The sequence below is a fragment of the Streptomyces sp. NPDC006332 genome (genome assembly GCF_040612855.1).
Classification (GTDB): domain Bacteria; phylum Actinomycetota; class Actinomycetes; order Streptomycetales; family Streptomycetaceae; genus Streptomyces.
In genome coordinates this window covers 58,172-82,669 of sequence record NZ_JBEXRA010000042.1, presented here as the reverse complement: position 1 = coordinate 82,669, position 24,498 = coordinate 58,172, and the positions used below count along the sequence as shown (strand labels likewise).

Below are 24,498 nucleotides of genomic sequence, written 5' to 3'. Positions count from 1 at the left end.
AACGACCGTGTCAGTTCCCGGAGTCGGACGGCGGGACGGGTCAGTTGCTCAGTGTGCGTCGCCATGACAGCACCCTCCGTTCGATGAGACGGACCCGCGGCTGCTGGCTCGGGCTCGGCCTCGGCTTCGGGCTGAGGAGCGACTTCGGCGGTGGCCTTCGGCTTCGCCTCGGCGGCGGGCTCCGGCTCAGCCTTCGGCTCCGGCTCGGCCACGGGCTCCGGCTTCGCCTCGGCGACCGGCTCCGCCGCCGGTTCTGCCTCGACCGGCTCCGGCTCCGTCTCGGACTTTGCTTCCGCCTCGGCGACCGCCTCCGCCTTCGGCTCTGCCGTCGGCTCTTCCGCGCCCGGCTTCTCCGCGGGCGTTTCCTCGGAGGTCGCTGTCTCAGTCGGCGTCTGCTGTTCAGCGGTCGGCTTCGGGGCGTCCGGCGCCGGGGCGTCCTGCTTCGGGACGGCGACGTTGTTGAAGGCGGCGGCGACCAGGTCGTGCTCTTCCTTCGCGGTGAGCCGGGACCTGCGGGGTTCCGGCGCCGGCGCCGGTGCCGCTTCCGGTGTCGTTGTGGATGCCGTCGGCCGCTGTTCAGGGGCCGGGTCGGTCGCCGGAGACGGCGTAGAAGGCACCGTCACCTGGGACGGAGCCCGGCCCGCCTCCGGGGTGGAAATCTGCTCGGCTTCCTGCGAAGGAGTCCGTTCCGCACCCTCTGCATCGGCGGTCCGCCCCTTGCGTGACCTGCCCAACGCATTCCGCAGGAGAGTGAGAATGCCCATGTGCGCAACCCTTCGCGTGAGTTGTAGCCCGTCAATCCCTGGCCAGGACGGACACGTAAGGTTAGCGGCCCTTCTGGCCGATCTTAGGCCGGGTCCGCCCACATGGTGCCCCCGGCGTCAAGGCTCACATCCGGTCACCGGCGACCGACCTACAGCCACCTCGGGTTCACCCGTCGTTCATCGGCCCGCCCCGTTCCCGCACGGACGCGCCCCTAGCGTCCGTAACGCTGGATTCAAGGGGAAGCAAGGGGAGAGCAAAGTGCGTAGGCAGCTGCCGTTGATCACGAACTCCACGTCGTCCGATGCGCATCCTGGCGGGCGGTCGGCCCTGACGTGCCGTTTCCGGTGTGGTGACGCCTGTTTCCATCCGGCGCCCAACACCTCCGCCAACCCGTACGTGGGCGATGTCATCGCCGGTGCGCTGAGCCGTCGCTCGATGATGCGGGCCGCCGCGGTCGTCACCGTGGCCGGTGCGGCGGGGGCCGCTCTAGCCTCGCCGGTCGCGGCGGCCGAAAGCGGCAGCGGCACCAACAGCACCAGCGGCACCAACAGCACCAGCGGCACCAACAGCAGCAAGGGCAACAAGGGCGCGCGTGGGCTGCGGTTCACCGCCGTCGCGCCGAACACCGCCGATGCCGTGACCGTCCCGGACGGCTACCGGCAGAACGTCGTCATCCGCTGGGGCGAGCCCATCCTGCGCGGTGCGCCCGCGTTCGACGCGGAGAAGCAGACCGCCGCCGCACAGGCCGGTCAGTTCGGGTACAACAACGACTTCCTCGCGCTGCTGCCGCTGCCCGGTGAGCGTGGCCGGCAGGTGCTCGTCGCCAACCACGAGTACACCGACGAGGTGCTCATGTTCCGTGGGTACGACGCCACCGCCCCGACCCGTGAGCAGGTCGAGATCGCCTGGGCGGCTCACGGGCTGTCCGCCGTCGTCGTGGAGGAGGACCGCAAGAGCGGACGGCTCACCCCCGTGCCCCGGCACCACCTCAACCGGCGCGTCACCGCCACCACCGAGTTCCGGCTCACCGGGCCCGCGGCCGGGTCGCCGCTGCTCAGGACGTCCGCCGACCCGGCCGGCCGCAAGGTCCTCGGCACCCTCAACAACTGCTCGGGCGGGACCACCCCGTGGGGCACGACCCTGCACGGCGAGGAGAACTTCAACCAGTACTTCGCCAACGCGAGCCGGGACACGGACAAGCGCTACGGCATCGGTACGGGCGCGAGCGAGCGCAAGTGGGAGCGGTTCGACAAGCGGTTCGACATCGCCCAGGAGCCGAACGAGGCGCACCGCTTCGGGTACGTCGTCGAGCTCGACCCGTACGACCCGCACTCCACGCCCCGCAAGCACACCGCGCTCGGCCGGTTCAAGCACGAGGGCGCGACCGTGCGGCTCACGCACGACGGGCGTCCGGTCGTCTACACCGGTGACGACGAGCGCTTCGACTACTTCTACAAGTTCGTCGGCAGCAAGAAGATGAAGCACGGGACGTCCCGGGCGGTGCGCGAGCACAACCTGTCGCTGCTCGATGAGGGGACGCTGTACGTCGCCCGGCTGACCGGCGACTCCCCCACGATCGAGATCGACGGGAGCGGCAAACTGCCCGCCGACGGGGAGTTCGACGGCGGCGGTGAGTGGATCCCGCTGGCCACCGCGACCGGCAAGGGCGCCGTCTCGCACGTCAAGGGCATGACCGCCGACGAGGTCTTCGTCTTCACCCGGCTCGCCGGTGACAAGGTCGGCGCGACCAAGATGGACAGGCCCGAGGACATCGAGCCGAACCCGCACACCGGCAAGGTGTACGTCGCCCTCACCAACAACACCAACCGCGGTGTCGGTGCCAACGCCCCCGTCGACGAGGCGAACCCTCGCAACGCCAACAAGCACGGGCACATCCTGGAGCTGACGGAGCGCTGGAACCGGGCCGACAGCACCAAGTTCGCCTGGACCCTGTTCCTGGTGGCGGGCGACCCGAAGGACCCGGCGACGTACTTCGCCGGTTTCCCGAAGGACAAGGTCTCCCCGATCTCCTGCCCCGACAACGTGGCCTTCGACCCGCACGGCAACCTGTGGATATCCACCGACGGGGCCCAGCTCGGCTCCCACGACGGCCTCTTCGGTGTCGCCACGAAGGGCGAGCGGCGCGGTGAACTCAAGCAGTTCCTGACCATGCCGGTCGGCGCGGAGACCTGCGGCCCGATCGTCCAGGACCGGCGGGTGCTCGTGTCCGTACAGCACCCGGGTGAGATCAGCGGCGCCACCGTGGAGAAGCCGGCCAGCGCGTGGCCCGACGGTCCCGGGAAGATCGTCCGTCCGGCGGTGGTGGCGGTGTGGCGCGCGGACGGTGACGACATCGGCGTGTAGGGGGAGGAAGGAGCAGTGAGAGGGGGGCGACGACCGTCGTGGGGGTCGCCCCCGCCGTCTCATGGCCGGGGGGCGCCCCCCCCCGCCGTCTCATGGCCGTCCGTGCAGCGTGACCTCGACGATCAGGGCCCGGTGGTCGGTGTCGGCCAGGTCGAGGAGGCGGGCGTCGCGTGCGGAGAAGTCCTCGGACACCAGGACGTGGTCGATCTGCGCGCCGAGGGTGGGCGCGGTGCGGGCGGGCCAGGTGGCGGTGCGGTCGGCTCCGGCGAGGCGGGCGGTGTCCCGCAGGCCGGTGTCGAGGACGCGACGGAAGGCCGCGTGGTCCTGGGAGGCGTTGAAGTCGCCGGCCAGGACGGTCGGGGTGTCCGCGCGGTCGGCGGCGAAGTCGCGCAGGGCGCCCAGCTCCCGCCGCCAGACGTCGAGCTGGCCGGGCAGCGGGGGCATGGGGTGCGCGAGTTGCAGCCGTACGGGGTGCCCGTTCACGTCGGCGAGGGCCCCGGGCATGCCCATGGTGCCGGGCACGCCGTCGGTGCCCTTCAGGGGGAAGCGGCTGAGGATGACGGAGCCCTTCGAGCCGCCCGCCGCAACGGCCTGCCGGTAGGGGTAGACGGTGGCGAGGTCCCGCTGCAGCGTGGCGTCGCAGGTGTACTCGCACTCCTCCACGAACACCACGTCCGGCCGCTCGCGGCGGACGGCGGTGACCAGGGCGTTGGTGGCCCGCCCGAACTCGACGTTCGAGGTGAGCACGCGGAGCGTGGCGAGCGGTGGTCCGCCGGGTTCGGCGGTCTTGCCGTACGGCTCGATGAACCAGGCCAGCGCTCCCAGGATCACGACCCCCCACACCACCCCGGTCCACCACCGGGCGAGCAGCGCGAGGGCCAGACCCAGTCCGGCGGGCGCGAGCAGCCAGGGGAGGAAGGCGAGGAGCTGGGGGACGGGGGTGATGCCGTCGGTGTCGGCGGTCCGGCACCCGACGACCACGCTGACCCCGGCGAACAGCAGGGCGGCACTCCAGCCGCCGAGTCGCAGTCCCCGCTGGTCGTTCATCGTCCTGAGGCTACGAGGTGGCGTCCACCCGCGCCAGGAACTCCCGCAGCGCCTCGTTGAACTGCGCGGGGCGCTCCAGGTTCGGCAGGTGGGCGGCGCCCTCGATGACCCGGAGCGTGGAGTGGGGGAGGGCCGTGTGCATGTCCTGGGCGTCGGAGACCGGGGTGTAGGTGTCGTCGGCGCCCACCACGACCAGCGCGGGGACGGTGACCCGGGTCAGTAGGTCGCGGTGGTCGGCGCGTTCGGCGCGGGCCCGCAGGGCGGCCGCGGCGCCTCGCGGGGGCGCGGACGTCATCATGCGGTGGACGTGGGCCTTGACCTCTGCATCGGCGTACGGGGCGACCATCTTGTCCAGGACCTCGTCGGCGTACCCCCGCATGCCCTCCGCGAGGAGACGGTCCGCCATCGCGTTGCGCGTGCGCCTGCCGTCCGGGGTCTCCGCCGCCGGGAAGGTGTCCGCGAGGACCAGTCCGCGGACCCGGTCGCCGAACCGGCGGTAGCCGTCCATCGCGATCTGGCCGCCCATGGAGAGCCCGGCGAGGACGAAGGTCTCCACCTTCAGGTGGTCCAGCAACTCCTCGATGTCCTGGGCGAAGTGGGTGAAGCGGGTGACGGCGGGGGTGTGCGGGGAGGCGCCGTAGCCGCGCAGGTCGGGGGCGATCACCCGGCGGGTGGCGGAGAACTCCGCGATCTGCGGGGCCCACATCGTGCGGTCGAAGGGATGACCGTGGACCAGAACCAGGGGGACCAGGGGGGCCAGGGGAGACAGGGGAGACAGGGAAGAATCGGGGCCTTTGTCGTCGTATGCGAGGAACTCCTGGAAAGAGGTCATGTGAGTGACCTTAGAGCGCCCCAACTCCTCGGTGCAATAAGATCTTTGCTCTCGGTGCAATCCAACGGGACAGCTCCACGGGGGACTTGATGAACGACTACCGGCACATCGCCGACCGGCTCGCCGACGACATCGCCGCCGGACGCCTCGCGCCCGGCGAACGGCTGCCCCCGCAGCGGGTGTTCGCCCGTCGGCGCGGGATCGCCGGGTCCACGGCCGGGCGGGTCTACGGCGAACTCGTGCGCCGGGGACTGGTCGTCGGCGAGGTGGGGCGTGGGACGTTCGTGCGGGCGACTCCGGCCGTGCCCACGGGCCGGTCGCTGACCGAACCGATCTCGTCCGCTCCGGTCAATCTGGAGCTCAACTACCCGTCCGCGCCGGGCCAGTCGGAGCTGCTGGCCCCGACGCTCGCGCCCCTGCTCCGGCCCGACGTCCTGACCGAGGCGCTCCGCCCGGCCGCCGCCACCGGCATCCCCGCCGCCCGGGAGGCCGCCGCCGATGTCCTGGCCGGACCCGGCTGGCGTCCCGCGCCCGACCAGTTCCTGTTCGCCGGCAACACCCGCCAGGCGATCGCCGCCGCCTTCTCCTCCCTGGTCAGGCCGGGTGGCCGGGTCGGCGTCGAGGCGCTGACGTATCCCATGGTCAAGGAGATCGCGGCCCGCCTCGGCCTCACGCTGGTGCCATTGCTCTCGGACGAGGAAGGTGTCCGTCCGGAGTCCGTCGCGGCCGCCCACCGCGCCACGCCGCTGTCCGCCCTCTACCTCCAGCCGACCCTGCACAACCCGACGTCCCTGACCACGAGCGACGAGCGCAAGCGCCAACTCGCGGACACGATCGTCGGGTTGCAGATCCCGGTCGTCGAGGACCGCGTCTGGTCCTTCCTGGCCGGTCCGGGCACCCCGCTGGCCGTGCACGCGCCCGCTCTCACCCATGTCGTCGACGGCCTCTCCAAACGGGTCGCGCCCGGCCTCACCGTCGGCTTCCTCGTCGTACCGCCGCACCGGGTGGACGCGGTGGCCGCCGCCGTGCGGTCCGGCGGGTGGAGCGCGGGCCGGTTCGCGCTGGAGGCCGCGGTGCGCTGGGCCGGGGACGGCACGGTCACCCGGCTGGTCGCCGCGAAGCGGGCGGACGCGGCGCACCGGCAGCGGATCCTCGCCCAGGAGCTGCACGGGCGCGGCTTCCGGATACGGTCCGATCCGCGCGCCTACTACGCCTGGTGGGAGCTGCCGGCCCCGTGGCGCGCGGACACCTTCACGGCCGCCGCGGCGGCGCACGGGATCGCCGTCACCCCGGGGCCCGCCTTCGCGGTGGATCCCAGCCGTACCCCGGACGCGGTCAGGCTCGCACTCGGGTCGGCCGCCGAGCCGGATCTGAGGCGGGCGCTTCGGACTCTCGCCGACGTCGCGCTCCGGGGCCGTAGCGGCCGGTGAGCCAGCAGGCCAGGGCCACCGTGAGGCCGAGCGCCACCAGCAGCCAGGAGACCGTGCGCAAGGTGGCCGTCAGGGCGTCGTAGATCGCGCCGACGGCCGGCCGGTGGGCCGGATCGGGCAGGTCGGCGAGGGTGAACCGGCGGCCGATCGCGACCGCGAGCCCGAGGAACACGCCCCCGAGCGCGGTGCCGAGCGCGGTCGCGGTGACCGCGCGACGGCGGCAGGCCGCGACGGCGATCCCGGCGACGGCGAGGACGGCCGCCCCGGCGGGCAGCCAGACAGCGGCGACATCGAGCACGTCGTACCCCTTTCGGAGCCGGACCAGGTCCGCGGCCGGGAGCACCGCGACCTCGGTGTGGCGGACCGGGATGCGCCGCGCCAACGGCATGTTGGCGTCGGCCAGTTGCTCCTTCACCTGCGCGGTGACGGGAGCGAGGTCCACGATCACCGCGTGCTCGTCGCCCTCACGCACCGCCCGCAGCACCGCGTCGTGGACGGCCCGGTTGCCCGAGTCCCAGACCGTGTGGAAGGCCTCGGTGCGGGTGAACGAGCGGACCGCGTCCTTGACGAAGGGGCGCATCGACCGGGCTATTCGTACCTCGTGCGCGAGGTCGGCGCCGACCTCGTCCGCGACGGCGTCCCGCACGGCCGGGTCGGAGGCGAGCGGCGCCATCGCGGAGACGTACCGGCCCGTATCGGCCAGCCCGTACGTCGCCCAGGCGGCCAGCGCGCCGAAGGGCAGCAGGAGGCAGGCCACGGCTATCAGCGCGGCCGACAGGGCGTTGCGGAGACGTATGAGCACCCTTCCAGGCAAGACCCGGGGCCCGTGAGCCGCGAGCCGGGTGACTGCATCCGGGGTGCGGGGCGTGCGGCGAACGGGCGGATGGTCCGCCAGGGCCCTTGGCGGCGCTGGGGAGTCCGCTCTCCGGTGGAGGGTTCGACCGAACGGGTGTTTCCTGGTTCTGAGGGGAAGAAAGTGGCCCCGTGAGAGCGTCGCCGGATCCTTGTCGGGTGGCCGGGACCTGGTCCTGGTCGGCCGGTGAGTGGAGGGATGAGGGAAGCACGTGGGCCCCGGCCATATCGCCGGGGTCCACGTGGTGTTGCCGGGGGCCATGTGGTGGTGCCGAAGTCGTGCCGAAGTCCAGGGTCCACGTGGTGTTGCCCGGGCACAGCGGGCGTCAGCGGAACACGTCACGCGATTCAGCGGAGCGGGTCAGCGGACGCGGTTGCCCTCCGCGTCCTCGCGTGTGTAGTAGCGGTAGAAGAACACGACGTAGATCGCCGCGCCGACCAGCAGGCCCAGGACCGCGCAGCGCAGGACGCTGTCGCCGCTCTGGCTGTAGAGGAAGCCGATGGACGCGCCTGCGAAGGCGGACTTCACGCCCGAGTGCAGTTCGCGCTTCAGCAGCGGGGCCCAGGTCGCCACCGCGAGGCACAGCACGATGAACGCGAGTGCGGTCACGAAGCCGAACAGGATGTTCCAGCCGGTGATGGGGCCGCCGGCGCGTCGGTTGGCCGCGGCCCAGTAGCCGTAGACGAGTCCGAGCGCTACCGGGATCGCGACCCGTGCGATCCGGTGGAACCGCTCGTCGAAGACGTCGGGCGTGTGAACCGGCCTGACCATCCGGTTCCTCGCGTGGGCCCTGCGGACGCCGAGTGTTCCGCGCTTGCCGCCGGACGCGGGTGCCGCATGAGTCATGAGAGGGCTCCTCTCTCCTCGCCCCCGCCCGCCCTTCCAGAGCACACCTGGAGACGGGCGCTGGCAAGTCGGCGGGAGGGCTTCAATTCGGGGAAGCGGGGGAGTCGGGGACGCCGGGGAAGTCAGGGAGGGGGGAGGTTCTTGGGGTGGGCCCCTCGTCCGGACACCTCGGCCCGCTTGACGTCCGGTGGGGAGACCGCCCGAAAGGGACGTTTGCAGTCCTGAGGTCCTCCTTTGCAGCCGCAGCGGTTACGGTGCTGAGGTACGTGATCGACGGGGGATGGGGAGGGACCGATGCCGGGGACCGTGCTGCTGCTCGCCGCCGCACCGGTGGGCAAGGGCTGTCTGGTGGACGCGGCGTCCGTGCTTCCCGTTCTGGCGGCCGTGTCGCCCGCGGTGCTGTCGGGGACCGACACGGCGAACGTCGTCGAGCTCGCCGACCCGCTGGAACCGCAGGCCGTCCTCACCCGCCTGCGGGCCGCCGCGACCGCGCCCGGGCCGCTGACCGTGTTCCTCACCGGCCAGCTCCTGCTCGACCGCCGTCAGCACCTGCCGCACCTGGCGCTGGCCCGCACCACCACGTCCACCGCCCGCTACACCGCCTTCCCCTGGCACTGGATCCGCGAGGAACTGCGGTTGCGCACGCCCGGGTCGACGGCCCTGTTCCTCGACCTGCACGCGGACGCGGAGACCTGGGCGTGGCTGCGGGCCAACCCGCTGGACTGCGGCAGGGGCATCGCGGTGTACGGGCGGATCGCGCCGCCGCCGTCACGGCGGACGGTGGCGGCGCCGGGGTACATGAAGGCGATCGCGACGATCCTGCGCAGCGGGCGTCGGCCTGACCTCCTGGAGCTGCATCAGCAGGCGTTGGCCCGGCTGGGCAGCGAGGCGTACGGGGACCTGGTGGTGACGGTGCCGGCGGCTGGGGGTGGGGCGCCGGTTCCTCCTGCGGGGCGGCAGGTTGTGGTGCCGGCCCCTGCGGGCGGGGTGCCTGTTCCTCCTGCGGTGCCGCAGGTGGTGGTGCCGGCCCCTGGGGGCGCCGCCCCCAGACCCCCGTATCGGCCTGAACGGCCTCGTCCTCAAACGCCGGACGGGCTGGAAGTAACCGCACCTGACCGGCGGCCGGACGCTGACGACGGGCTGCAAGCACCGGCCCGGGACCGGCGGCCGGACGCTGACAACGTGCTGCAAGTTCCCGCCCGGCGCCCGGTCACTGACGACCAGCTGAAAGCCCCGGCACGCCGCTCGGACCCCGACGCCGCACCGCAAACCCCCGACCGCCGCCCGGTCACTGACGACCAGCTGAAAGCCCCGGCACGCCGCTCGGACCCCGACGCCGCACCGCAAATCCCCGACCGCCGCCCGGCCCCCGACGACGACCCCCACGCCTACATCACCGAAGCCGTCCAGTCCGGGCGGCACGGTGATGCCGACGCTCTCGCCGCCGAGCACGAGAAGGCCGCCGTGCGTGCGCATGGGCCCGGCTCCGAGCAGGCCCTGCACTGGGCGGAGGTGCGGGCGGACCTGGCGATGTTCGCCGGGGATCCGGTGCGCAGCTGCCGTACCTGGCTGGCGGTGGCCGGGGCTCGGCTGACCGCCGGGCAGACGTCCGACTCGCCTGCCGTGGAGGCGGCCGTCGACCGGGCCCACCACCAGTGGAGCCAGATCCGTGACCTGGCGCCCGCCCGTGAACTCGGCTCCCTGCTCGCGGAGTTGCGAGGCCGGGTGCCCGGGCGTCGGCAGGGCGCGCTGGAGAACATCCACCGCCAGCTGCGGCAGCTGCAGACACAGAGTTAGCCGGTGTCCCGCGCCGGTCATCCGTCGGAAGGTTCGGGCGGGCTTTGTGGAACCTTTACCTTGGGGCGGCCGTTGACCGGGTGATGGCTCCGACTACTACCGAGGTGACGGCAATGCCGCTGTGGGACAAGCTCAAGGACCAGGCCAAGACACTTCAGCAGTCTCAGGGCGGGCGCGGCCCGACGGGCGGCCATGGCGGTGCGACCGGCGGGCGCGGCGGCGCGGGGTCCGGCGGTTCGCGCGCCCAGCTGGTCGGTGTGCTGAAGTCGCAGCTCGGCACGCTCAAGACCGAGCTGAAGAGCGGCGCCTACCGGGACGCGAGCATGGCGATGTGCGCGCTGGTCGCGGCCGCCGACGGGCACGTGGACGCGACCGAGCAGCAGCAGGTGGAGTCGCTGATCCTCAGCAACGAGGTGCTGCAGAACTTCCCGCCGGAGCAGCTGCGGCAGCGCTTCCACAAGCACGTCAGCCAGCTCACCCGGGACTTCCAGCAGGGCAGGGCGGAGGCGATGCAGGAGATCGCCAAGGCCGCCAAGAAGCCGACCGAGGCACGCGCGGTGATCCAGACCGGCATCGTCATCGCCGGCGCCGACGGCCATCTCTCCCAGGCCGAGCAGACGGTCCTCAGGGAGGCCTGCGCCGCACTGGGGGTGTCGCCGGCGGAGTTCCAGCTCTGATCCCGGGCTCGGGCTCCGACTCGGACTCGGGGAAAGGACCCTTCAGGCCCGCTGACTTGTCGAACGGGCGGACGGGGCCGTGTCAGGGACGGCATGCTGTCCCTGGACCTGCGTCGGTTCCGCCGCCCGCGCCGGGCCGGCGTTCGCCGCCAGGACCAGGGCGGCGACCGCGATCACGGCCGCGGCCACGCCTCGGGTGTAACGCCGGGTGGTGCTGGGGCGTTCAAGCACGGCGACCTCGCAGCGACGACAGCTCACGACAGCTCGGAACAGCTCAGCGATAACTTAAGCATGCTTAATACGCCGTTTAACCTAGGGGCTGTCAGAGGCGAACGGCAAGAGGCACAAGGGGAGTTGGGCGATGTCGGAGCGCGACGACCCGGTGACGATCGGGCGCAGGGTGCAACTGCTGCGCGTGGAACGCGGGCTGACCCAGAAACAGTTGGCCGAGCCCGCCTACACCCCGGCGTACATCTCCACCCTGGAGGCCGGTCGGGTCCGCCCCTCCGACGACGCGCTCCGCCATCTCTCCGACCGGCTCGGCGTCGGTTTCGAGGAACTGGCGACCGGCCGGCCGGCCCGGCTGGTGATCGAGATGCGGCTCAGGCTCACCGAGGCCCAGCGCACCCTCGCCACCGGGGAGGCCGAGGCGGCCGCCGAGCAGTACGCCCGCCTGCTCGCCGAGGCCGAGTCGCTCGACCTCGGGGAGCTGCGCGCGGCCGCCCTGCTCGGGCTCGGCGAATGCGCCCTGGAGACCGGCGAGCTGGACGAGGGGCGCCGCTACTTCGAGCGGGCCGGGGAGGCGTTCGGGGACGTCCCGTTACCGGTCCGCGTCCCGGCCCTGCGGGGACGGGCCGTGTCGCACTACCTGGCAGGTGAACTCCGGTACTCCGTCTACCTGCTGGAGTCCACCATCGACGAGCTCAACCGCACCGGCCTGCACGACCCGGACGCCCTGCTCCTCCTCTACGCCAGCGTCATCGGCCCCTACATGGACATGGGCGCGCACGCCCGGGCCGCCCAGGCCGCCGAGTTCGCCCTCGCCCTCGCCCCGCAGTCCGGCGACCCGGCGCTGATCGCCCGGATGCACCGCGCCGTCGCCCGCACCCTGATCGCCGAGGGCCGGGTCGCCGAGGCCGACGCCTCACTCGCCAAGGCCGCCGAGCTGTACCGGCAGCTGCAACTCCGTACCGAGCTGGCCAACTGCCACTGGATGCGCGGCTACGTGTATGCGCAGAACGGCCAACTGGAGCGAGCCGAGGACGAGTTGAGGCAGGCGCTCACCATGCTCTCGGCCCGCCGCGCCGCCCTCTACTCCAGCCAGGCCGCCGTCGAGCTCGCCGACGTACTGCACCGGCGCGGCAAGTCCGAGGAGGCCGCCGCCCTGCTGCACGACGTGCTCAGCGACCTCAGCCCCGAACGCGGCGCCCTGCACTCCGCCGCCGCCCACCGTCTCCTCGGCATCATCGCCGAGGACGCCCGGGACAGCGACGCCGCCGAGGAGCACTACGTCCGCGCGCTCAGCCTGCTGGAACGCGCGGGCGCCGCCGGTGACCTGGCGGACCTGTGCCGGCTGCTGGGAGACCTGCTGCGTCGTACCGGACGCGTCGAGGCGGCGCTGGACGCCTACCGGACGGGACTGGGGCACCGTACGGCCCCCGGAACGACCACCCTCGGGCCCGCGCCCGCGCAGCCTTCGGTATGACGTGAGCGGGACGGCGCACAGCCCGTCCCGTCGGCCCCCGGCTCGCCGTGCGCGTCGGTGTGTTTCGCCCCTCGGGCGGAGGGTAGTCGGCCTGCGCCCCGCGCGGTCGCCACGTCTGGTGACCCTGCTTCGGATGCGCCCGCAGCGGGAGACCATGGACGACGAAGGCCGCGCTGATCGAAGGAGGCGGTGGGCGTGCGGCCCAGGACCCCCGAGGACGACGAGCTTGGTCCGTGTGGCGCGTCGAGCGGCGGCGATCCCCGGCAGACCGACCGCGACGCCCCTCACGAGCAGAGACGAGCACGGGAACGCGACCGGGATCCGGATCGGGCACGGGAACGCGACCGGGATCCGGATCGGGACCAGGATCCGGATCGGGATCGGCGACACGATCAGGCACCGGCGCGGGAACAAGCGCAGGAGCGGGCGGCGGCCGACGTGATCGCGGGGTGCGTGCGGGGCGCGGCACCCGTGGAGATCCCCGGACGGCTGTGCGAGGTCGCGGTCGAGTTGTTGCCGGTGGTCGGCGCGAGCGTGTCGCTGCGCAGTGACGGCATGCCCGTCCAGCTGAGCGCGAGCAGCGACCAGGCCGCCCACTTGTCGGAGGTCCAGGCCACCCTGGGCGAGGGCCCCTGCACGTACGCGGCCGCGATCGGCGCCCCGGTGCTCGTCGCCGACCTCGCCAGCGGACGGGACGCTGTGCGCTGGCCGGTCTTCGCCCAGGAGGCGACGGCGGCCGGGGTGCGGGCCGTGTACTCGCTTCCCCTCGCGCAGGACGCCGTGTGCGTCGGAACGATCGACCTCTACCGCCGCGTCCCCGGCGGGCTCACCGCCGAGGAAGTGCGCACCGCGCAGCTCGTCGCCGACGTCATGACGGCAGCCCTGGTGGCGCTGCCCCGGGGGGAGGAGAACGGATACGGAGGAGAGGAACCCTGGTTGAGCGGCCTGGCCACCGATCATGACGAGGTCCACCAGGCCGTCGGCATGATCATGGCGCAGCTCGGTGTCGCCTCGGAGGAGGCGCTGGCCCGGTTGCGCGCCCACGCCTTCGCGCACAACCGCACCGCCCTGGAGGTGGCGCGTGACGTGGTCTCGCACAGGGAGAGATTCGACCGGGACTGGTGAGGGGCGGCCGCCGTAACTGCTGCTGACGGGCGACCGTGAGTCGCGAGTATCGACGGTGACTCGTGAGTATCTGCTGCGGTCTCCTGCGGTCTCCTGCGATCTTCCGCGATCTTCCGCGATCTGCTGCGATCTGCTGCGGTCCGCTGCGACAGACCCCGGCCGGCCGGGATCAGATCTGTGCCCGTCCGGTCTTGCGGACCTCCGCCAGGCGCTGCGCTCCCAGCTGTACGGCAGCCTGGGTGACGTCGGGCGATACGTCGCCGAGGCCGCCGTGGGTGAGCCCGATCGCGTCGTCGCCGACCCGGACGACGGCGACGTCCAGGGTGAGCAGGACCGGTTCGTCGTTCAGCGTCGCACCCGACAGGGTGATCCGCAGCCCCTGCCGCGCGTTCCCCACCCCCGGCAGGCCCGCGTCGGTGACCTGGACGTTCTGCACAGCGCCGTGGGCCGTGGTCACCGTGAACTCGGCGCACTTCGCGGGGAGGGTCTTCAGCCAGGCCACTGTGCGGTCCACGTCGGCCGGGCTCTGGGTGACGACCTGGTAGCGCAGCTGGGACCCGTTCCAGACGTCGTCGAGGCCGGTCACCGCGCGGGCGCGGGTGTTCGCGCCGAACAGGTCCTCGGCGTACAGGGTGTCGAGCAGGCGCCGGCAGTCGGGCCGCTGGACCGTCGCCTTCAGCAGCCCGTCGTGCCAGGTCGCCACACCCTGCGTGGGCGCCCACTGCTCCCCCAGGTCGGCCGCCGTGACGAGGGCGGCCTGCGCCTGCGCCTGGGTGAGCGCGGGGGTGCCTCCCGGCGACGCCGTGGGCGCGGCGGTCGTAGCGGCGTAGTCGGGCTTCTCGGCGGTGGGCGGGGTGGTGAGGGCGTCGCAGGAGGCGGTGCCGAGCAGGGCACCCAGGGCGAGAGCGGAGGCGGCGAGGGAGCGGGCGCGGGCCGGGGACGGGATCACGGGGGTGCCTCCTTGGGGCGTCCAAGGTCGAGTACGCCCTCTTACGGCACCACCCCCGCCCACGCTCCACCAGCGAGCCGGGCCGTCCGGGTGAGGGGTCGGATACGGACACGCGCCGCAGGCCGAGGTGGGCCGAAATCCCGTTGCCGGGCCCCCGCCCCGTTGTTACCGTCGCCCGCATGCAGCGCGCCCACGCAGTACGCCCGTCTTCCACGACGACGCCGGACAGTGTCCCGGCGCGCTGATCGACGAGTCAGTTTCCGAGCCCCGGGGCGAGTGCCCCGGGGCTTTGTCGTGCGGGGTGCTCGGTCCGGGCGACCGTGAGGAGAGCCCACCGTGTACGACCACCGACGACTCGGCCGTGATCTCGACCTGTTCGACACCGACCCGCTGATGGGCGCGGGGCTGCCGTACTGGCTTCCCGACGGGGCCGCCGTACGGCACGCCCTGGAGGAGTACGTCCGGGAGGCGGAGCGCGCCGCCGGGTACCGGCACGTGTACTCGCCCGTCCTCGGCAAACGGGAGCTGTACGAGATCTCGGGTCACTGGTCCCACTACAGCGACGACATGTTCCCGCCGATGGCGCTGGGCGCGGAGGAGGTCGTGCTGCGGCCCAGCCTCTGTCCCCACCACGCGCTCATCTACCGTTCCCGCTCCCACAGCTACCGCGAACTACCCCTGCGGATGGCCGAGTTGGGCGGCATGTACCGTTCCGAGCCGTCCGGGGTGCTCGGCGGCCTGACCCGTGTGCGGTCCATCCAGCTCAACGACGCGCACATCTTCTGCACCCTGGACCAGGCCGTGGCGGAGGCCGGGGCCGCCCTGGAGCTGATCGGCCGGGCCTACGCCGACCTCGGCATCCGCGCCGCCCGCCACCGCCTCTCTCTCCCCGGTGAGGGCGGCAAGTACGTCGCCGACCCGCACCTGTGGCGGCGGGCCACCGCGTTGCTGAGGGAGGTGCTCGACGCGTCCGGCGTGGAGTACGAGGCGGTCGAGGGCGAGGCAGCCTTCTACGGCCCCAAGATCGACGTGCAGATCACCGATCCGGCCGGCCGTGAGTCCACCCTCTCCACCGTCCAGATCGACTTCCACCAGCCCGAACGCTTCGACCTGCACTACATCGGCGCCGACGGGGCGAAACACCGGCCCGTCATGGTGCACCGCAGCATCATCGGCAGCGTGGAACGGGCGGTCGCGCACCTCATCGAGGAACACGGCGGCGCGTTCCCCACCTGGCTGGCCCCGGTGCAGTTGGCGGTGCTGCCGGTGGCCGAGGCCCAGGAGGAGCAGGCCGACGAGGTCGTACGGCAGGCCGTGGCCCGGGGGCTGCGGGCGGAACTCCACGGCTCCGGCGAGGGCACTCTCGCCGCCCGGATCCGCGCGGCGCGGCTGGTGCCGTACCAGGCGGTGGTCGGGCAACGGGAGGCCGACGACGGGCTGGCCGCCGTACGGCTGAGGGACGGCAGGCGCCCCGGAGCGGTACCCGTCGGGGAGCTGCTGGACCGGATCGCCGCCCGGGTCGGTGATCGCGGGGCGGAACTGTGGGCGGGCGCAGCGTGAGGCCGGGCCCGCTGGGGGCGGGTCGGTCGCGGAAGCGGAGGGCGTAAGTTCGGCTGCGTAAGGTCGGGTTTCCGGCCCGTCGAGAGAACCAGAGGACAGCCATGACCGGTCAGCCCATCCCGGTGATCATCGACTGCGACACCGGCGTCGACGACGCCCTGGCCCTCCTGTTCGCCGTACGGCATCCCGCGCTCGACCTGCGCGCGGTGACCTGCGTGGCCGGGAACACCGACGTGGACGGGGTCGTCCGCAACACCCTCACCGTGCTGGAACAGGCGGGCGCCCCCGGGATACCGGTCGCCCGGGGCGCCGAACGCCCGCTGATCGAGCCCGTCCGCACGGCCCGGCATGTGCACGGACAGGACGGGATGGGCGACCTGGGGCTGCCCGCGCCGACCCGGGTCCCGGTGGACGTGGACGCGGTGACGCTGCTGCGCCGCGAGATCCTCGCCTCCCCGCGCCCGGTCACGCTCATCCCCATGGCGCCCCTGACGAACATCGCCCTCCTGCTGCGCACCCATCCCGAGGTGGTGCGCAACATCGAGCGGATCATGTTCATGGGCGGCGCGGTGGCCACCGGGAACGCCACACCGGTCGCGGAGTTCAACGTGTGGCACGACCCGGAGGCGGCGGCGATCCTGCTCACCGCGGGCGTACCGATCACCATGTACGGCCTCGACGTGTTCAAGCAGGTCCTCGTCCCGGCCGCCGACGTCCAGCGGCTGCGCGCCAGTTCGGAACCCCGGCTCCGACTGGCCGGCGAACTCCTCGCCCACCGCGACCCGGCCACCTCCGGCGACCCCACCCCCACGGGCGGCCTCGGCGACGCGGGCGCGGTCTGCGCCGTCGTCGACCCCCAGGGCATCACCACCGAACCGCTCCCGGTCGAGGTCAACCTGGCCGCCGGCCCCGCCCGCGGCCAGACCATCGTCGACCGCCGCCCCCGCCCCGGCGAGTCCGAGATCCACGAGGGCGTCCGCACCCAGCCCCTGGTGGACGTGGCGTTGGGCGTCGACGTGGAACGGTACGTGAAGCTGTGGCTGACGACGGTGGAGACGCCGTAGGCGGTCACCGCACAGGTATCAAGAGCACGGGGGTGCCTACCGGTGCATCTCTTAGGAGCACACTCCTTAGAAGTGCACTCCTAATGATTGAGGGCTCCGAAGAGTCCGCCTGTGCAGCGTGGGAATGGCCGAACACGATCCTCGGCTCGGAGGTGCGAAGCGCTGGAACCCTCTGCGTCTTCGGGGCGCGGACCAGGGTTATCCGAGGGACGTGAGGCTGACCTCGGCCCATACCGTCAGCTCGCCGCCCGCCCGTCGTGTTCCCCATCCGTCTGCCAGCGCTTCGATGATCAGCAGACCGCGTCCGTGCTCCTGGTCGGGCGGCGGCGGTGGTCCGGCCGGGGCCAGGGGCATACGTCCTCCGCCGCCTTCGTCCGTCACGCTGATCGTGGCCGACCGGGTGGAGAGGGCGCAGGTGACCGTGATGGCGTGACTCCCGCTGTGCTCGACGGCGTTGGCGACGAGCTCTCCGGCGATCGTCTCCAGGTCATCCGTCGCACACGAAGGCAGGCCCCACGACCGGGTGGTGTCGCGCACATGGCGTCGGGCGATGGAGGCGGAGGCGCGGTCGTGACCTGGGAGGGTCAGCGGGAGAACGGCCTCGACCGGGGCGGGGCGGGACCTTGGCGCCCCGTTCTGCTCGCGTACTCCTGGCCGCTCCGCCCTTTCGCGACGTGCGCTCCGGTACCCGGCGATGAGCAGAGCATCCTGCAGGGCATCAATCAACTGGCCTGCCAGTTTGCTCAGTTCACTACCTGACTGCTCCGGCGTCGCGACTACTTCCCGCGCCCGCACCAGTAGCCGTTCCGCCAACCCGAGCTGGACGTCCTCGACCTGGTCGGCGAGCCGGGAAACGACCCCGCCCCGGTCGGTGACGAGCAAACAGGGCTGCCCGTGGGCGCCGGTCCAGGGCAGAAGTCGCACATGACTCGCCTCGCCGTTCACGACGCCACCTCCAGACAGGCGTGGATGTCGCGCGTATCGAGGTCGACGCCGTACGTGGCACACCAGAGGGCGTCACGGCGCAGCCGCTGGATACGGGCCTTCTCCTCGCGCTCGTGCGCGGCGAGGTAGGGGCGGACGAGGGGGGTGGAGGCGCCGTCGATGGGGGTGAACCAGCGGTGGACGGTGGGTGCGATGGCAGGGCTGGCCACGACAGGTTGAGGGGCACGGAGACGGGCCGGCGGCGACAGATGCTCTTCGCGAAGGCGGCCGGTCGGCTTGAAGAGCAGGTTCGTCCACTCAGCGAGCCGTCTGATCAGTCGTCGCATGAGAACTCCCAGCGTGGTTGAGCATGCGAATCAGGTGTTCTTGAGGCACGCCGAGACGACCACCAGCAGGTCGCGGCGCCTCTTTCGTTGTCTGGAGTCTGGCATCGATCGTCTCTCTGTGAGAATCTCACAGAGAGCTTCTCTCGAAATTCCCTCGTGTGAGTGACGCGTCTCCGTGCGGACATGTGTGAGCGTGGTCCCGACCTGGTCGGACACCTCGACAACGGTGCGGACAAAGAGAAAGGGCAACCGTGGGACCAACCACTAGGCGCCGCCAACTTGGCGCCGAGCTCAAGCGGTTGAGGGACTCCAAGGGGCTCACCCTCGAAATGGCCGGAGAGGCGGCCGGGGTGTCGCGGGCGACCGTGAACCGGTACGAGTCCAACCACGGACCGGTGAAGTGGCTGGTTGTGGACTCTCTGTGCCGTGCGTATGACGTCACGGACGAAGAGCGCGCGGCACTCGTCGCCCTGGCCAAGAGCGCCAAGGTGCAGGGGTGGTGGAAGAGCTACAACGACGCGATTCCCGGCTGGATCACACCGCTGCTCACGCTTGAGGACGAGGCAGTCGAGGAGTGCCACTGGGCCAACACCTACGTGCCCGGGCTGCTACAGACCCGCGCGTACGCCACCGCCGTTATCCAGGCGGCCGAGGTGCGCGCCGAGCCTGAGTTGATCGAGCGAATGGTGGACGTCCGGATGAAGCGGCAGGAGGTCCTCAAAAGAGAGACTCCGCCTCACATGTGGGCAATCCTGGATGAGGCCGTTGTCCGCCGCCGAGTCGGATCTGTTCAGGTGATGGCCGAACAGCTGGAGCACCTGCGTGCTGCGGCGAGTACCCCGCACGTCACGGTGCAGATCCTTCCGTTCGACGTGGGTGCACATGCGGCTGAAAGCACCAGCTTCATCATCATCCGTGGTGCCGAGACGTCGCTCGACGTGGTGCACCTCAGCAACCTCAGCGGGGCTCTGTACCTGGAGAAGTCGGCCGAGTTGGAGCGGCATAAGGTGGTCTTTGAGTATCTGCGGTCACAGGCGCTCAGCCCTTCGGACACGAGCGGCCTGCTCGCGGAACTGGTCGGAGAGTTCACCGCCGCAGCACACAAGGAGCGATGATGGCACTGGCTCAAGGGGACGAAAACGACGGCGCTCGGTGGTTCAAGTCCTCGTACAGCGGAGGATCCGGGAGCGATTGCGTGGAGGTGGCGTTCAGCGGCAGGGCCACCTGGGTCCGCGACTCGAAGGCTCCACGACGAGGCGAGCTGAACCTGCCTGCCGATGCCTTTTCGGCTTTCATCACGAGCTTGAAGATGCAGATAGGTATACGCGAAGGCTGATGACGGGCCGCCGACTACCGACAAACTTGCACTGGCCAGCCTGCGGACATCGTGGTTCTGGAGTGTGCTTACGGCCGTGTCAGCATCCGGTCCGTCTACGAACGCGACGGCGCCCCGCACGCTGGGCGCCCCTTCGAACTGAGCATTACTCGAATTGCGCGCGGATGGGTCCCTCTGCCGATCAGAGCTTGAACACGCCCCGCCAGGTCCATCCAGCGCTGAGGACCACGTTACGCAGGGGATCTGTCATCTCCCGCGTGTCGAAGCGGAATGCCTCGACCTTGTGCTTGCGGCCGTCGGGGTCCTGCTTGGTCTCCATCTGTCGGAATACAGCGGGGGCGTGCCCCCGTCCGTACTGCGCGCTGGCCTGATCAGCCGAACGATTCTCCCATCGCTCGTCGAGAAAGCGCACCTCTTGCTTCTCCGGGACGAGGCGCATGCTGGTCTTTAGTCTCAGCCCCACCCGCGGAATCCGGCACTCCGCCACCAAGTCGGCCTTCTCGGTAGGCACAGCGTGGCGTACGCGGTACGGCGCGTCTGGCCCGTTGAGTGCGAAAAGTGCGGCTCGGACCTCGTCGGAAGAGCGAGGTACAACACCGCTGTCAGGGCGCTTGGTGCCGGTCAGTTTGTCGAAAATGCCCATCGCTATGCCTCCGTCCCGGTGTCCGGGCGAATCGTGCGCATGAAGTCCTGAAAATCTCCCACTACAGCGTCGTGCTGGGCCGCAGTGGCAGTCAGAGCCAACCGGATTGCTGCGCGCTTGTGTGCATCCCCGGCATCCGACAGGGACAGGGACAGGTACACCTGTGACTGGACAAGGTCGCGGCGCTCACCGTCGATGATGGTGGAGAAGGCCAGACGCTGGCTCAGGGCGGGAGCGTCGGCGGAGCCGACCTCGCGGAGGTGCGTCACCACCACCGACTCAGCAACCTCGTGCAGGCGCTCCACCGACTTGTCTGCGAGGTCCGCTAGCGTCACCGCGTCCGGCGGTACCTCGCCGTCGATGGTGATGTTTGCGGCGAACCCGGCATCTGGCTGCGGATGCACGGCAGCGAAGGCCACACTCGCAGCGTCGAACTCCCTTGGCCTGGCGGGGAGCCAGCCCTCTGGCAACTGGAACTTGATGGGTATCGGTAGTGTTGTGGGCATTTCGCGCCCTCCTTGAAGGGAAAGTAGATCAGAACCAGTCGGTGACAGTGCCCTTGACGGAGTTGATGCCGTCGCCGACCGTGTCCCCCACTGCGTCGGCGGCGTCGCTGACCGACTTGCTCAACTTGTCCGGATCGACGGTGATCTCGAAGCCCGCTGCACCGCCGAAGACGGGGGAGGCGCCGGCCTTCCCGCCGAGGTGAAATGTCCCGTCGTCGTCCTTCTTATAGCCCCACCAAGCCTCCGCACCGGGACCTGCCCACCCCTCAGCCGTCGCGCCGAAACCAATTCCGGCAACCTCGCCACCTCCGGCGACGGTGCCTTTCGCTCCAGCGAACGCCTTCCCGCCGACGGTGAACTCGTCCTTGGTCGCCTTGACGTTGACTCCAGCCTCGGCACCGGCGAATCCCTCGCCCCGAACGTAGCCACCGGCGTAAGGCCCATACTCTGCCCGGCCTTCGACCAAAGCCCGCAGACCCGCGGACACCTCGGCTTTGCCGACGACACCCTTGTTGTTAAATCCGTAGTTCGCGGTGGCCCTGGCTCCCCCGTAGGCGTCGGTTATCCCAGAAAGCTTCCAGTCTCCATTGGTCAGCTTCCCTTCCGCGGTCGCGTGGAAGAGGTCGGCGTAAGCCTTGACCGATCCCTCCTTGCCGTACTTGGGATCGGGGGTGACGGAGAAGCCGGCATCGAGCCCGGTCAGCTTGAGCTTGCGCTCGGAGTGCCACCCGTCGGTCTCAGTGCCGGCCTTGGATCCCGCTGCCTCGGCCTCATACTTTTCGATGTCGCCCACGGCGGCGCCGTTAAAGCCGTTGAACGTTCCGTCCCTGGCGTCAGAGTCGATGACCACGGCCTTGAAGGCGACCTCGACGCCGTTGTCGGCGTCGCCGACGGCTTTCACAGCCTGGTCAATGCGCTGCTGCCAGGAGCTGACGGCTTTGCGAACACTGTCCTGGTAGTCGGGGTCATGGTGGAGAGCCGTGCGCTCGCCATCACTGAGCAGCGTCGTGTCGTACGAGACCACGCCCTGGTCCGAGACCTTCATGCCCTTGGCGATGGCTTCGTCCCGGTCTGACTCAAGTCTCTTGCGCAGATCCACGAACTGCGTGTACGCGTCCCGGAGTAGCCCTGCAATTGCCGTTGCTTCGGTCTGGGCGTTCTGGAACTCCTTCAGGGTGATGGCGAAACGCTTGTTCGCGGCGTCCGCGCTCAGTCCCGTCCAAGTCGGGCCAAGGGTGATGCCGTGGACGTCCCGTTTGTATGCCTTCTCCTGTTCGTGGAACTTCTTGGCCGCGTCATCCCAACTGTCCGCAGCTGTGGTGAGTGTTGACAGGTTGGTCGTCAATATCTCGTGATACGTCGGCATGGTCCCCGTTGAATGCGGTGGCGTACGAATCAGGTTGAGGCAGCAGTCAGTTCTGCGGCGGCGGTGTGTACATGTCGAATACGGACGTCGTGCGAGCCATTGCGCCGACGCCGACGTCTGTGCCCTGCAGCGTGCTGTTGCCCTGCCGCAAGGCGGCCTTGTCTGACGACAGCCGGTTCATGAGGTTCTGAACCTGCTCGTCCCAGGTCTTGTGGGCCTTGCGCACGGCGCCCGAGGTGAGCCATCCCTGCCCGTCCTTCGCATCGAAGGCTTTGACGACAGCACCCGTGTCGTCGTCGGGCCGGTCACCTGCAGTCCTGGTTCCGTTTTCGATGTGGTTCTCGATGGCAGTCGCTGCGGCCTGCTTCTCGGCGGGCGAGGACGCCAGGTCCTTCTTGCCGCCTGAGAAACCCCCTCCATCGGCCGGGAGCTGATTCAGTCGCATACCGGCCGGGTGTGCAGCCGCGCCAGCGACTATGTGGCGATCTCCTGCGGACTCCGACATGGACGCTTCCCCCCGAGTGCACTCATTTGGCGTGCGCCTGCCAGGCTAGCAACCATCCATCGCATCGCAGTTATGGACCTCCAACCGTGACGCATCGCCCAACGGGCCGACCGCTCATCGGAGTTACCCGAAGCGGCGCCTACTGGTGACGGCGGCCGTAACGGTTTAACCGAATCGTCGGGGTCGGGGCGGCTCCGCCCCCGGCAGCACGCGGAGCCGACACCGAGTGCGCCCCACAACAGCCTGTTGCTGTCCTTGGCGGAGGCTTCGGTTGGCTTAACCTTCTTTGCCGGAGCAGCGGAGGCCTCGTCCTTGGAGGCGGCCTCTCACCTGCCGCCCGACCTGATCCATCGCCATTTGACGGTACAGACCACGGCGGGCGCGAAGAGCATGGCCAACAGCCACAAGCCCACGCTCGCTGGAGAGTAGATGTAGTAGCGCCATTGCTCTGGCAGGGACGACGGCGCGAGTAGGAGAGCGATCAGCGCGGCCCAAGGCGGCTGAGACGATCTGGCTGAGGCTCGTGTGAGCACCGCGTCGGAGCCGTCCTAATCCGTGTGTAGGGGGTCAGACAGCGGGTTGGACGCGTCTCCGCTAGCTGAATATCAGCTGCTCATGCGTCGGCGCCTGGCTACGACGAAGCCCGCCAGGGCCCCGCACAGCACGGCGACCCCGACGCCCAGGCCGATCCAGAGGCCTGGGCTCCCGCTGCCCTCCGAGGACGAAGCCGAGGCTTGGGAGTCGGAGCCCTTTGCAGGGGCGTTTCCAGCTTCAGGCGCCGAGGCCTTTGAACTCGGTGATGCCGATGCCTCCGCGGCTGCGAGGTCTGGGAGCGGATACACGTCGGCCTTGCCGGGGTCGCCGGGGTTCTGCAGGGCGATGCGCGGTCGGACGATGCCGTAGCCGATGGAGTCGTTGCGCTTCTTGCCGTCTGTCGGGGCGCCGATGGTGTTGAGCATGACGCGGAGGACCTGGTTGTTGGTCCAGGTGGGGTGCTTGGACCAGATGAGGGCGGCACTGGCGGAGGCCAGGGCGGTGGCGCCGCTAGTGCCGCTGGTTTCGCACAGGCCGGTTTTTCCCCCGCAGGCGTGGACCAAGTCTTCGCCGGGAGCGGCCATGTCCACCTGAGGTCCGAACTGGGACGAGGAAGCTCGCTGGAGGTTCTTGCCCACCGATGCCACGCCTACGACACCGGGTGTGGCCGCTGGGTATTCAACTGGGTTTCCCTTGTCCCCGCTGTTGCCCACAGCTGCGAATACAAGCGAACCGCGACTCAGGGCGTATTTCGACGCAGCAGTCAGTTCGGGCGAGTGGGCCGTCGTGGAGGCTGAGATGTTGATGACCCGAGCGCCAGAGTCTGCGGCGTAGCGGATGGCTTTGCTGAGGTAGGCCGGTCCCGAGAAGGGATTTTCGTCAAATTTGCCCGGCATCCGGATGGGGAGGATCTTCGTACCCGGTGCGAGGCCGAAGGCGCCCTTTCCGCCTTGGTAAGCACCCGTACCGGCGATGAGCCCGGCCATCCCCGTACCGTGGCCGTCGTAGTCCGTGTGCTCGTCACCGGCTCGGCTTGTAGGTGCAAGGTCCTTCCCAGCGAGCACTCGGCCCTTCAGATCGGGGTTGTCCGGATCAACTCCCGTGTCGATCACAGCGACGGTAATTCCCTTGCCGGTGCTGGTCTGCCACATCTGCTCGGCCTTCATGGCGTCGAGGAACCACTGCTTCTCGCGGGTCGACTCCCCGCTGGCCGGCGTGCCTGCGGCGCCCACCAGTAGCAGGCCGAGGACCGCCGCTGCCGTGGCTCGGCGGCCCCTGTGTCGAGTGCTACTGGTACGCATGAACTTCGCTTTCATCGTTCCC

General features: G+C 70.4%; 23 protein-coding genes and 1 pseudogene. 10 read left to right on the top strand and 14 right to left on the bottom strand.

The window, feature by feature from the left end; translation table 11 throughout:
• A pseudogene (locus tag ABZ027_RS30890) lies at positions 1-617 on the bottom strand (Toxic cation resistance protein); the annotation flags it as partial.
• Between the two features lie 406 nt (positions 618-1,023).
• Here ABZ027_RS30890 and ABZ027_RS30885 point away from each other — a divergent pair.
• The gene (locus ABZ027_RS30885; protein WP_356773981.1) at positions 1,024-3,129 is read left to right on the top strand and encodes a PhoX family protein; all 2,106 of its coding nucleotides are present in this window, start codon (positions 1,024-1,026) and stop codon (positions 3,127-3,129) included.
• 90 nt (positions 3,130-3,219) lie between these two features.
• On the opposite strand, the gene ABZ027_RS30880 is transcribed toward ABZ027_RS30885, so the two are convergent.
• Both ABZ027_RS30880 and ABZ027_RS30875 read right to left on the bottom strand, forming a co-directional pair.
• Positions 3,220-4,176, bottom strand: coding sequence for an endonuclease/exonuclease/phosphatase family protein (locus ABZ027_RS30880; protein WP_356773979.1), 957 nt, complete (start codon positions 4,174-4,176; stop codon positions 3,220-3,222).
• A 10-nt stretch (positions 4,177-4,186) separates the two neighbouring features.
• Complete coding sequence (locus ABZ027_RS30875; protein ID WP_356773977.1) at positions 4,187-5,008, bottom strand: alpha/beta fold hydrolase; 822 nt, start codon at positions 5,006-5,008, stop codon at positions 4,187-4,189.
• Positions 5,009-5,097: 89 nt separating this feature from the next.
• Between ABZ027_RS30875 and ABZ027_RS30870 the strand changes: the two genes are divergently transcribed.
• Positions 5,098-6,438: a PLP-dependent aminotransferase family protein gene (locus ABZ027_RS30870; RefSeq protein ID WP_356773975.1), complete on the top strand. Its 1,341-nt coding sequence runs from the start codon at positions 5,098-5,100 to the stop codon at positions 6,436-6,438.
• Here ABZ027_RS30870 and ABZ027_RS30865 read toward each other — a convergent pair.
• The gene (locus ABZ027_RS30865; RefSeq protein ID WP_356773973.1) at positions 6,344-7,240 is read right to left on the bottom strand and encodes a hypothetical protein; all 897 of its coding nucleotides are present in this window, start codon (positions 7,238-7,240) and stop codon (positions 6,344-6,346) included. The two genes, ABZ027_RS30870 and ABZ027_RS30865, sit on opposite strands and share 95 nt — an antisense overlap.
• Positions 7,241-7,651: 411 nt before the next feature.
• On the bottom strand, positions 7,652-8,062 hold the full coding sequence (locus tag ABZ027_RS30860; RefSeq protein WP_356773991.1) for a hypothetical protein: 411 nt from the start codon (positions 8,060-8,062) through the stop codon (positions 7,652-7,654).
• A 369-nt stretch (positions 8,063-8,431) separates the two neighbouring features.
• Between ABZ027_RS30860 and ABZ027_RS30855 the strand changes: the two genes are divergently transcribed.
• Together ABZ027_RS30855 and ABZ027_RS30850 are read left to right on the top strand one after the other, a co-directional pair.
• Positions 8,432-9,934 (top strand): hypothetical protein, encoded by a 1,503-nt coding sequence (locus ABZ027_RS30855; protein WP_356773971.1) that lies wholly within the window; start codon positions 8,432-8,434, stop codon positions 9,932-9,934.
• A 113-nt stretch (positions 9,935-10,047) separates the two neighbouring features.
• Positions 10,048-10,611, top strand: coding sequence for a TerB family tellurite resistance protein (locus tag ABZ027_RS30850; protein WP_356773969.1), 564 nt, complete (start codon positions 10,048-10,050; stop codon positions 10,609-10,611).
• 42 nt (positions 10,612-10,653) lie between these two features.
• On the opposite strand, the gene ABZ027_RS30845 is transcribed toward ABZ027_RS30850, so the two are convergent.
• On the bottom strand, positions 10,654-10,842 hold the full coding sequence (locus ABZ027_RS30845) for a hypothetical protein (RefSeq protein ID WP_356773989.1): 189 nt from the start codon (positions 10,840-10,842) through the stop codon (positions 10,654-10,656).
• A gap of 130 nt (positions 10,843-10,972) precedes the next feature.
• Here ABZ027_RS30845 and ABZ027_RS30840 point away from each other — a divergent pair, with 130 nt between their 5' ends.
• Both ABZ027_RS30840 and ABZ027_RS30835 read left to right on the top strand, forming a co-directional pair.
• The gene (locus ABZ027_RS30840; protein WP_356773967.1) at positions 10,973-12,316 is read left to right on the top strand and encodes a tetratricopeptide repeat protein; all 1,344 of its coding nucleotides are present in this window, start codon (positions 10,973-10,975) and stop codon (positions 12,314-12,316) included.
• Positions 12,317-12,754: 438 nt separating this feature from the next.
• Complete coding sequence (locus ABZ027_RS30835) at positions 12,755-13,441, top strand: GAF and ANTAR domain-containing protein (protein WP_356773965.1); 687 nt, start codon at positions 12,755-12,757, stop codon at positions 13,439-13,441.
• 169 nt (positions 13,442-13,610) lie between these two features.
• Here the strand turns inward: ABZ027_RS30835 and ABZ027_RS30830 are convergent, their stop codons facing one another.
• Positions 13,611-14,390 carry a hypothetical protein gene (locus ABZ027_RS30830; RefSeq protein ID WP_356773963.1) on the bottom strand — a complete coding sequence of 260 codons (780 nt, stop codon included), beginning with the start codon at positions 14,388-14,390 and terminating at the stop codon, positions 13,611-13,613.
• Positions 14,391-14,726: 336 nt separating this feature from the next.
• Here ABZ027_RS30830 and thrS point away from each other — a divergent pair, with 336 nt between their 5' ends.
• Positions 14,727-15,950 carry a threonine--tRNA ligase gene (gene thrS, locus ABZ027_RS30825; protein ID WP_356773961.1) on the top strand — a complete coding sequence of 408 codons (1,224 nt, stop codon included), beginning with the start codon at positions 14,727-14,729 and terminating at the stop codon, positions 15,948-15,950.
• A gap of 101 nt (positions 15,951-16,051) precedes the next feature.
• Complete coding sequence (locus ABZ027_RS30820; RefSeq protein WP_356773959.1) at positions 16,052-17,014, top strand: nucleoside hydrolase; 963 nt, start codon at positions 16,052-16,054, stop codon at positions 17,012-17,014.
• A gap of 198 nt (positions 17,015-17,212) precedes the next feature.
• Here the strand turns inward: ABZ027_RS30820 and ABZ027_RS30815 are convergent, their stop codons facing one another.
• Both ABZ027_RS30815 and ABZ027_RS30810 read right to left on the bottom strand, forming a co-directional pair.
• Positions 17,213-17,959: an ATP-binding protein gene (locus ABZ027_RS30815; protein ID WP_356773957.1), complete on the bottom strand. Its 747-nt coding sequence runs from the start codon at positions 17,957-17,959 to the stop codon at positions 17,213-17,215.
• Entirely contained in the window at positions 17,956-18,285 is a 330-nt protein-coding gene (locus ABZ027_RS30810; protein ID WP_356773955.1) for a hypothetical protein, read from the bottom strand. Before ABZ027_RS30810 ends, ABZ027_RS30815 begins: the two co-directional genes overlap by 4 nt.
• Positions 18,286-18,536: 251 nt before the next feature.
• Here ABZ027_RS30810 and ABZ027_RS30805 point away from each other — a divergent pair, with 251 nt between their 5' ends.
• Positions 18,537-19,400, top strand: coding sequence for a helix-turn-helix transcriptional regulator (locus ABZ027_RS30805; RefSeq protein ID WP_356773953.1), 864 nt, complete (start codon positions 18,537-18,539; stop codon positions 19,398-19,400).
• Positions 19,397-19,621 (top strand): DUF397 domain-containing protein, encoded by a 225-nt coding sequence (locus ABZ027_RS30800; RefSeq protein ID WP_356773951.1) that lies wholly within the window; start codon positions 19,397-19,399, stop codon positions 19,619-19,621. The genes ABZ027_RS30805 and ABZ027_RS30800 overlap by 4 nt, the downstream gene beginning before the upstream one ends.
• Positions 19,622-19,802: 181 nt before the next feature.
• On the opposite strand, the gene ABZ027_RS30795 is transcribed toward ABZ027_RS30800, so the two are convergent.
• The 5 genes from ABZ027_RS30795 to mycP all read right to left on the bottom strand — a co-directional run bounded on the left by ABZ027_RS30795 (position 19,803) and on the right by mycP (position 24,491).
• A complete protein-coding gene (locus tag ABZ027_RS30795) occupies positions 19,803-20,264 on the bottom strand; it encodes a hypothetical protein (protein ID WP_356773949.1) in 462 nt (153 codons plus the stop codon).
• A 2-nt stretch (positions 20,265-20,266) separates the two neighbouring features.
• Positions 20,267-20,770, bottom strand: coding sequence for a hypothetical protein (locus ABZ027_RS30790; protein WP_356773947.1), 504 nt, complete (start codon positions 20,768-20,770; stop codon positions 20,267-20,269).
• A gap of 28 nt (positions 20,771-20,798) precedes the next feature.
• Positions 20,799-22,136, bottom strand: a complete 1,338-nt coding sequence (locus tag ABZ027_RS30785) for a hypothetical protein (protein WP_356773945.1) — start codon at positions 22,134-22,136, stop codon at positions 20,799-20,801.
• Between the two features lie 46 nt (positions 22,137-22,182).
• Positions 22,183-22,581, bottom strand: coding sequence for a hypothetical protein (locus ABZ027_RS30780; protein WP_356773943.1), 399 nt, complete (start codon positions 22,579-22,581; stop codon positions 22,183-22,185).
• A 665-nt stretch (positions 22,582-23,246) separates the two neighbouring features.
• A complete protein-coding gene (mycP, locus tag ABZ027_RS30775) occupies positions 23,247-24,491 on the bottom strand; it encodes a type VII secretion-associated serine protease mycosin (protein ID WP_356773941.1) in 1,245 nt (414 codons plus the stop codon).
• Between the last annotated feature and the right edge of the window lie 7 nt (positions 24,492-24,498).

Bases quoted from the DNA above. Each gene is read 5' to 3' on its own strand.
- ABZ027_RS30880 (WP_356773979.1), bottom strand. From the start codon at position 4,176: ATGAACGACCAGCGGGGACTGCGACTCGGCGGCTGGAGTGCCGCCCTG.
- ABZ027_RS30875 (WP_356773977.1), bottom strand. From the start codon at position 5,008: ATGACCTCTTTCCAGGAGTTCCTCGCATACGACGACAAAGGCCCCGAT.
- ABZ027_RS30870 (WP_356773975.1), top strand. From the start codon at position 5,098: ATGAACGACTACCGGCACATCGCCGACCGGCTCGCCGACGACATCGCC.
- ABZ027_RS30860 (WP_356773991.1), bottom strand. From the start codon at position 8,062: ATGGTCAGGCCGGTTCACACGCCCGACGTCTTCGACGAGCGGTTCCAC.
- ABZ027_RS30855 (WP_356773971.1), top strand. From the start codon at position 8,432: ATGCCGGGGACCGTGCTGCTGCTCGCCGCCGCACCGGTGGGCAAGGGC.
- ABZ027_RS30850 (WP_356773969.1), top strand. From the start codon at position 10,048: ATGCCGCTGTGGGACAAGCTCAAGGACCAGGCCAAGACACTTCAGCAG.
- ABZ027_RS30840 (WP_356773967.1), top strand. From the start codon at position 10,973: ATGTCGGAGCGCGACGACCCGGTGACGATCGGGCGCAGGGTGCAACTG.
- ABZ027_RS30820 (WP_356773959.1), top strand. From the start codon at position 16,052: ATGACCGGTCAGCCCATCCCGGTGATCATCGACTGCGACACCGGCGTC.
- ABZ027_RS30810 (WP_356773955.1), bottom strand. From the start codon at position 18,285: ATGCGACGACTGATCAGACGGCTCGCTGAGTGGACGAACCTGCTCTTC.
- ABZ027_RS30800 (WP_356773951.1), top strand. From the start codon at position 19,397: ATGATGGCACTGGCTCAAGGGGACGAAAACGACGGCGCTCGGTGGTTC.
- ABZ027_RS30795 (WP_356773949.1), bottom strand. From the start codon at position 20,264: ATGGGCATTTTCGACAAACTGACCGGCACCAAGCGCCCTGACAGCGGT.
- ABZ027_RS30790 (WP_356773947.1), bottom strand. From the start codon at position 20,770: ATGCCCACAACACTACCGATACCCATCAAGTTCCAGTTGCCAGAGGGC.
- ABZ027_RS30785 (WP_356773945.1), bottom strand. From the start codon at position 22,136: ATGCCGACGTATCACGAGATATTGACGACCAACCTGTCAACACTCACC.
- ABZ027_RS30780 (WP_356773943.1), bottom strand. From the start codon at position 22,581: ATGCGACTGAATCAGCTCCCGGCCGATGGAGGGGGTTTCTCAGGCGGC.
- mycP (WP_356773941.1), bottom strand. From the start codon at position 24,491: ATGAAAGCGAAGTTCATGCGTACCAGTAGCACTCGACACAGGGGCCGC.